Raw genomic sequence first — 6,008 nt, 5'->3', positions numbered from 1 at the left:
TCTACCAGCTGGCCGCCCTCTTACCAATTGCACTTATTATCCGAAACCGCGAGATATCAATTAAGGATATCTACCAGATACGCTTGGCGTTAGAGCCTGAACTAGCTGCTTCGTTAGCGGGGAACGTGGCTGCTAGTGATATGGCACGCTTACGTGAAAGCCTACGTAGCTACGCTGGCCCGGCGGACGATAGCGAGACTGAGCGTCAGCAACATCTTGATTCGCTGCATTTTCACTTGATGCTTGCCGAGTTAGTCGGGGGTAATCAACTGCTGACGTTTATTATCCGGTTCACCATTCAGGTGCTCTCGGATCTGACGATTTATCACCGTCTCTATGAGCCAGTTACCCATGATTTAGGGCAGACGGGCTGTCGCTATCATGCAGAAATTTTGGATGCCATTGAGCTGGGCGATGCCGAAAGCGCCTATAACATCATGCGTGAGCATATGCTGGATGCCCAGCGCGTGATGAATCAGCAGGAGGCTCAGGTGCGCCGAGGCTTTTTACCTGAGCCACTAGCGTAATGGGCTGTGGGCGAAAAACGCTATGGGCGTGGCAACTGCTGTAAAAATGCCATGACCACTCGCGTCGCGACTTCGCCGTCTTCGGCGGTAATAGCTTCGTCTGGGTGGTGGCTAAGCCCATCTTTACAGCGTACAAACAGCATGCCGATATCGGTTAATGCCTGCATCGCTAAGCCATCATGTCCAGCGCCGCTAAACATTCGCTCTGCCGGTTGGCCAACCTGGGTGCACGCCTGTTCGAGGGCAGTCATCATCCAGTCGGCACAGGCGGTGGCATCGGCGCTGTAAGTGTTTTCCATCTCCAGCACCAGCCCTCGACGAGTCGCCACTTCCTCCATCGCGGCGTAGACAGCTTCGCGACCTCGCTGCCGAATGTTGCGCTCCGGTGAGCGTAGCTCGACAGTGAAAGTGACCTCGGCAGGAATGACATTGACGGCGTTTGGATGGACGTCTAGCTTGCCCACCACGCCGACCAGCTTATCGGTTCTCTGCAGCACGCTATCGACGGCCAGTACCATTTCTGCCGCGCCGACTAGTGCATCATGTCGCATGGGCATCGGTGTGGTGCCCGCGTGTCCGGCCTTGCCGCGCAGCGTGACACGGTGGCGTTCAATGCCGGTCAATGCCGTGACAATGCCCACCGCATGATGCCGCTGCTCAAGAATAGGCCCCTGTTCGATATGGACCTCTAAAAAACCCAGCGTGTTGGCAGGGTCGCGGGCGATTGCGGGGATCTCGTCTGGCAGGCAGCCGAAGGCGGTCAAGGCCTCTGCAAGCGTTACGCCTTGTGCATCCTGGACGGCAAGCTGATCAAGCGTTACGTTACCCGCCAGCGCTTTACTGCCAACCAGCGTGGTAGGAAAGCGCACTCCCTCTTCGTCACCAAACGCTACCACCTCGATGCCGAAGGGGAGTGTCACCCCTTCGCGCTTAAGCGCTTCCAGCGCCAGAATGGGCAACGCAACGCCCAGCATGCCGTCGTACTTGCCTCCTTCGATCACCGAGTCCTGATGGGATCCCATGATGAAGGTTTTTTCGCCTGCCTGTGCCTTGGAGCAGCGACCAACGAGATTGCCAGCAGCATCAAGTTGCGGGGCAAGCCCCGCCTGCTCCATCCAGCGGCTGATCAGCGGCAGTACATCCCGGTGCTCCTGGGAGCAGAAAAGTCGCGTAACACCGGCGCCAGGAGCCGAGCAGCGGGCGGCTTCGTCCAGGCGTTCGATCAATATCTGCCCCAACTCACCTTGGGAAAATGGAGTGTGAACAGCGGTTTTGGTCATAAACTCTCCGGTAGGCGAGGGGCACCAGTAACCCCAGCAGCATGGAAGCGCGTCTAGCGTAGCGGCAGTTGGCGCCAAAAGGCTTGGAAGTCGCCGCTCATGAACTGGTCAGCCAACGCCCTCAAGGCAGCCACGACGTCTTCCGACCAGTCAACGCGCAAATCAATCGGAGCTTGCTGGAACGACTCGATACGCAGCGCGGCTGAGCGGGTGCCACGCTTATCGCCACCCGCATCCAACCCGGCATCGAGGGCGCCAATGAGGTGAGCCAGTAAGTGTTGGTCGTGATGATTCGGGTAGCGGGGCGCCTCGCTGCGTTTGATAGCGGCGCTGCTGTTGGTGGCGCTAAGGCTTAAGAACTGCTCTGCCAAGACCTGCACGACATCGCTGCTCTGCAGCATGTTGCCGACCGCAGCGACGCCGGGAAAGCGGGCGGCTTCCACCTCAGCGACATTCTCGCTCCCCGAATGCACTGATGAGCGGCCAAGGGCATCCATCACCAGGCATTGGCGCAGTGCGGCGTCGCTATCTTGGCTGATAACCGCACCAAGGGCCTGCTTGGCGGTGGCGCCATCGACAAGTGCGTCATGCACATGAGCCGGGTACCATGGATTGGTAAACCGCCCTTGGGTGACGCACGCTCCAACGCCGCGCCAGCAGTGATTCACATAGCCACCTACCGCCACCCCGCCGGTGGCAGTAATGGTGGCAACGGTGCCTGTGGCGGGGTGGCAGTGAACCAGCGAAAGCGTCATCGTGGCTATAGGGGCTTAATAGCCCACCAAGTGGCCAATCACCAGCCCTATCCAGGACAAGACATATACCAGCACCATAAAGGGCAGAATTGCCTTGAGCCACTGGGCGTAGGAGACGCGACCAAGTGCCAGCATGGCCAGCGTACCGCCGGAGGTCGGCACAATCAGGTTCGTCAAACCGTCGCCAACCTGGAATGCGGTGATCATCAGTTGGCGACTCATGCCGACAAGGTCTGCTACGGGAATGAGAATCGGCATGGTCACTAATGCTTGGCCGGAACCGGAGGGAATAAACAGATTGATGATGCCCTGCACCACACTGGCCATGATGGCAGAGAATATCGACGGTATACCGTCAATCAGTGAGCTCAGAGAGTTGACGATGGTGTCGATAATGACGGCCTGTTCAAGAATGACCTGAATAGAGGCCGCTACCCCGATTACCAGTGCACCGGCGGTAACGCTGGCAGCACCTTCCATCATCTGTTTAACGATGCCGTTCGCCGACAGGCCGTTCAAGGCACCAATGATGATCGCCAAGAGCAGGAACGTGCCTGCGATTTCATTGATATACCAACCGCGAGTGAACACGCCAATGAGCATAGCGACCAGACCACCCACAAACACGACCATCGTAAGAATGTTGCGTTTGGTGAGATGGTATTCGCTGAGCGGTTTGCTCAGTGCTTCCGCATTATCCGGCTCTTCAAACTCCATTTTGACGACGTATTTGCAGATATACAGCGAGAGCAGTGCAAGTGACGAAAGCACCAGCAACGTACGCAGCCAAGCGCCAGAGAAGGTCGGCAGTTCCGCAATACCTTGCGCAACCCCCACGGTATAGGGGTTGATGGGCGAGAGCGCAAAACCGATCCCAATACCACCAACGGCCATAGCGGTACCCACCAAACTGGAGCAGCCAATGGCGCTGGCGATGAGAACCGCAATGGGGACTAATGCAATGTTGTTTTCAAACCCGACGGCGACACCAAAAAAGCCGTATATAAAGGTGCCGACGACGATAATCACGTTACGCCGCTCAACGCCAACACGATTAACCGCTACGCCGATCGCATTCTCTAACGCGCCGGTCTTTTGCAGAATATGAAACAGACCCCCAGCGATAAAGACAATAAACAGGTATTGAGAGGCGGAAATAAGGCCTTCAGGAATCGCCACGAAAATATTGAACAGAGGAATATTGGCGACGTTTTCCAGGTAGGCAAAGGAGCCCGGTACCACGACCGTTCGGCCATCTTGGGTAACGCGTTCAAATTCACCGGCGGGGATAATGAAGGTCAGAAAATAGGTAGCGACCAGGATGATAAAGATTAGCACCATGGGGTCGGGAACCGCCTGATACCACTTTTTACGCGAGCCAGAGGCTGCCGCGGTGTGTTGTTCAGCCATGAGGATACCCTTGCTTGTGATGTGTCTCAGCGTTGACGCTCGTTGGCGCCTTACTTTGAATTTATCATGATAAATAGCAGGGTCAAGTAAGTCCGAATTTTCAAATAACAGGAACTTGCCGGCTAGACCTTCTGCTGCCCAAGTGGCGCGCTTCTTTAGCAGGTGGTTCCGCCCGCTTGGAAATTGCATTTACAAGCACCGTTCTACATCATGAGGTTAACTTAAACGTGATAAGGGCCTAACACGTGCGTTATGACGTCAACCAAATGCCTGAGCAAGCCGCTCGGGATAAGATAGATGAGCGCCTGCGGGCATGCGGTTGGCGCATTCAAGGCAAGGGCGAGCTCGACTTCAATGCTGGTTTGGGCATCGCCGTACGTGAGTATCAGACGTCGATTGGCCCGGCTGACTACGTACTGTTTGTTGACCGGCAAGCGGTTGGCATTATCGAAGCCAAGCCCGATAGCTGGGGTGCGCGGCTAACCTCGGTTGAAGAGCAGTCGGTAGGTTATGCCAATGCCAAGTTAAAATGGGTGACGCTCAATGAGTCACTTCCTTTTATCTACGAGTGCACGGGGCAGGTGACACGCTTTACCAATACTCAAGACCCGGCACCTCGTTCACGAGAAGTATTTAGCTTTCATCGGCCAGAAACGCTTAGCATATGGTTACAAGCTCCGCACTCTTTTCGCTCTGGCCTTGCCGCGCTTCCTTCTCTCAATCATGAAGGTTTGCGCGACTGCCAGATCACTGCCATTACCAATTTAGAAGCTTCACTAAAAGCGGACAAACCCCGTGCACTTGTGCAAATGGCGACAGGGTCAGGTAAGACATTTACCGCCATCACACAGGCGTACCGACTGTTAAAATATGCGGGAGCGCGCCGCATTCTATTTCTGGTTGATACCAAGAACCTGGGCGAACAGGCCGAGCAAGAATTTATGGCGTTTATCCCCAACGATGACAACCGAAAATTCACTGAGCTTTATAACGTTCAACGACTCACCTCGCCTTCTATCGCCAGCGATAACCAGGTTGTAATCTCAACGATTCAGCGCATGTACGCCACGCTCAAAGGGGAAGAGCTAAACGAAGGAGCGGAAGAAGAGCATCCAGCCGAACACAAATGGCGCCGTAAAGAGCCGTTGCCGGTTGTTTATAACCCCAAGCTACCGCCGGAATATTTTGATGTTGTGGTCATCGATGAGTGTCATCGCTCGATTTATAACCTCTGGCGCCAAGTGATTGAGTATTTCGATGCTTACTTGATCGGTTTGACCGCTACACCGGACAATCGCACGTACGGCTTCTTTCAAAAAAATGTAGTCAGCGAATACACACATGAAAACGCCGTTGCCGACAAAGTTAACGTGGGTAACGATATCTATCTGATCGAGACGGAGATCACTCAGAAGGGCGAAACGCTCAAGCCGGAACAACTGATCGAAAAACGCCAACGTGATACCCGTGCTAAACGCTGGGAAACCCAAGACGACGAGCTAGCCTACGCAGCGACCCAACTCGACCGTTCTGTTGTTAACCCTGATCAGATCCGCACCGTAATTCGTGCCTTCCATGATAAGTGGCAAGAGATATTTCCAAGTCGTAAGGAACTGCCTAAAACTCTGATCTTTGCCAAAACGGACAGTCATGCCGATGACATTATCCAAACCGTCCGCCTGGAGTTTAACGAAGGCAACGACTTCTGTCGCAAGATCACCAACGGCGCAAAGAACCCGAAATCTTCGCTCTCAGCCTTTCGCAACGATTACTACCCGCGCATCGCGGTAACCGTGGACATGATCGCCACCGGCACCGATGTGAAGCCACTTGAATGCCTGCTGTTCATGCGTGACGTGAAATCGAAAAACTACTTTGAACAGATGAAAGGACGTGGCACCCGTGTGATGAAAGCCGATGATCTTCAAAAGGTGTCGCCTTCTGCTCAAGCCAAAACCCACTATGTGATTGTGGATGCGGTAGGTGTGACCAAATCGCTTAAAACCGCCAGTCAGCCTTTAGATTCCAAGCCCTCT

At 54.6% G+C, this 6,008-nt stretch carries 5 protein-coding genes; 2 read left to right on the top strand and 3 right to left on the bottom strand.

All coding sequences use genetic code 11. The features are described from left to right. A partial coding sequence (locus ACTH5D_RS14510; RefSeq protein WP_441672464.1) for a FadR/GntR family transcriptional regulator occupies positions 1 to 527 on the top strand: 527 nt, incomplete at its 5' end. Positions 528 to 547: 20 nt separating this feature from the next. Here ACTH5D_RS14510 and ACTH5D_RS14505 read toward each other — a convergent pair. Genes ACTH5D_RS14505 through ACTH5D_RS14495 form a run of 3 tightly spaced genes read right to left on the bottom strand, consistent with a single transcriptional unit; the run spans position 548 to position 3,972 of the window. Beyond that, positions 548 to 1,807: an allantoate amidohydrolase gene (locus tag ACTH5D_RS14505; protein ID WP_441672462.1), complete on the bottom strand. Its 1,260-nt coding sequence runs from the start codon at positions 1,805 to 1,807 to the stop codon at positions 548 to 550. A gap of 53 nt (positions 1,808 to 1,860) precedes the next feature. Further along, positions 1,861 to 2,562, bottom strand: coding sequence for a DUF1028 domain-containing protein (locus tag ACTH5D_RS14500; protein WP_441672460.1), 702 nt, complete (start codon positions 2,560 to 2,562; stop codon positions 1,861 to 1,863). A 15-nt stretch (positions 2,563 to 2,577) separates the two neighbouring features. Continuing rightward, a complete protein-coding gene (locus tag ACTH5D_RS14495; RefSeq protein WP_441672458.1) occupies positions 2,578 to 3,972 on the bottom strand; it encodes a YfcC family protein in 1,395 nt (464 codons plus the stop codon). Between the two features lie 245 nt (positions 3,973 to 4,217). Here ACTH5D_RS14495 and ACTH5D_RS14490 point away from each other — a divergent pair. Beyond that, positions 4,218 to 6,008: type I restriction endonuclease subunit R (locus ACTH5D_RS14490; protein WP_441672456.1), on the top strand; the 1,791-nt coding region annotated here is incomplete at its 3' end.

The organism is Halomonas sp. (genome assembly GCF_052095695.1).
Classification (GTDB): domain Bacteria; phylum Pseudomonadota; class Gammaproteobacteria; order Pseudomonadales; family Halomonadaceae; genus Vreelandella.
The sequence above is the reverse complement of the archived record's forward strand: the minus strand, read 5'-3'. Positions and strand labels throughout refer to the sequence as shown.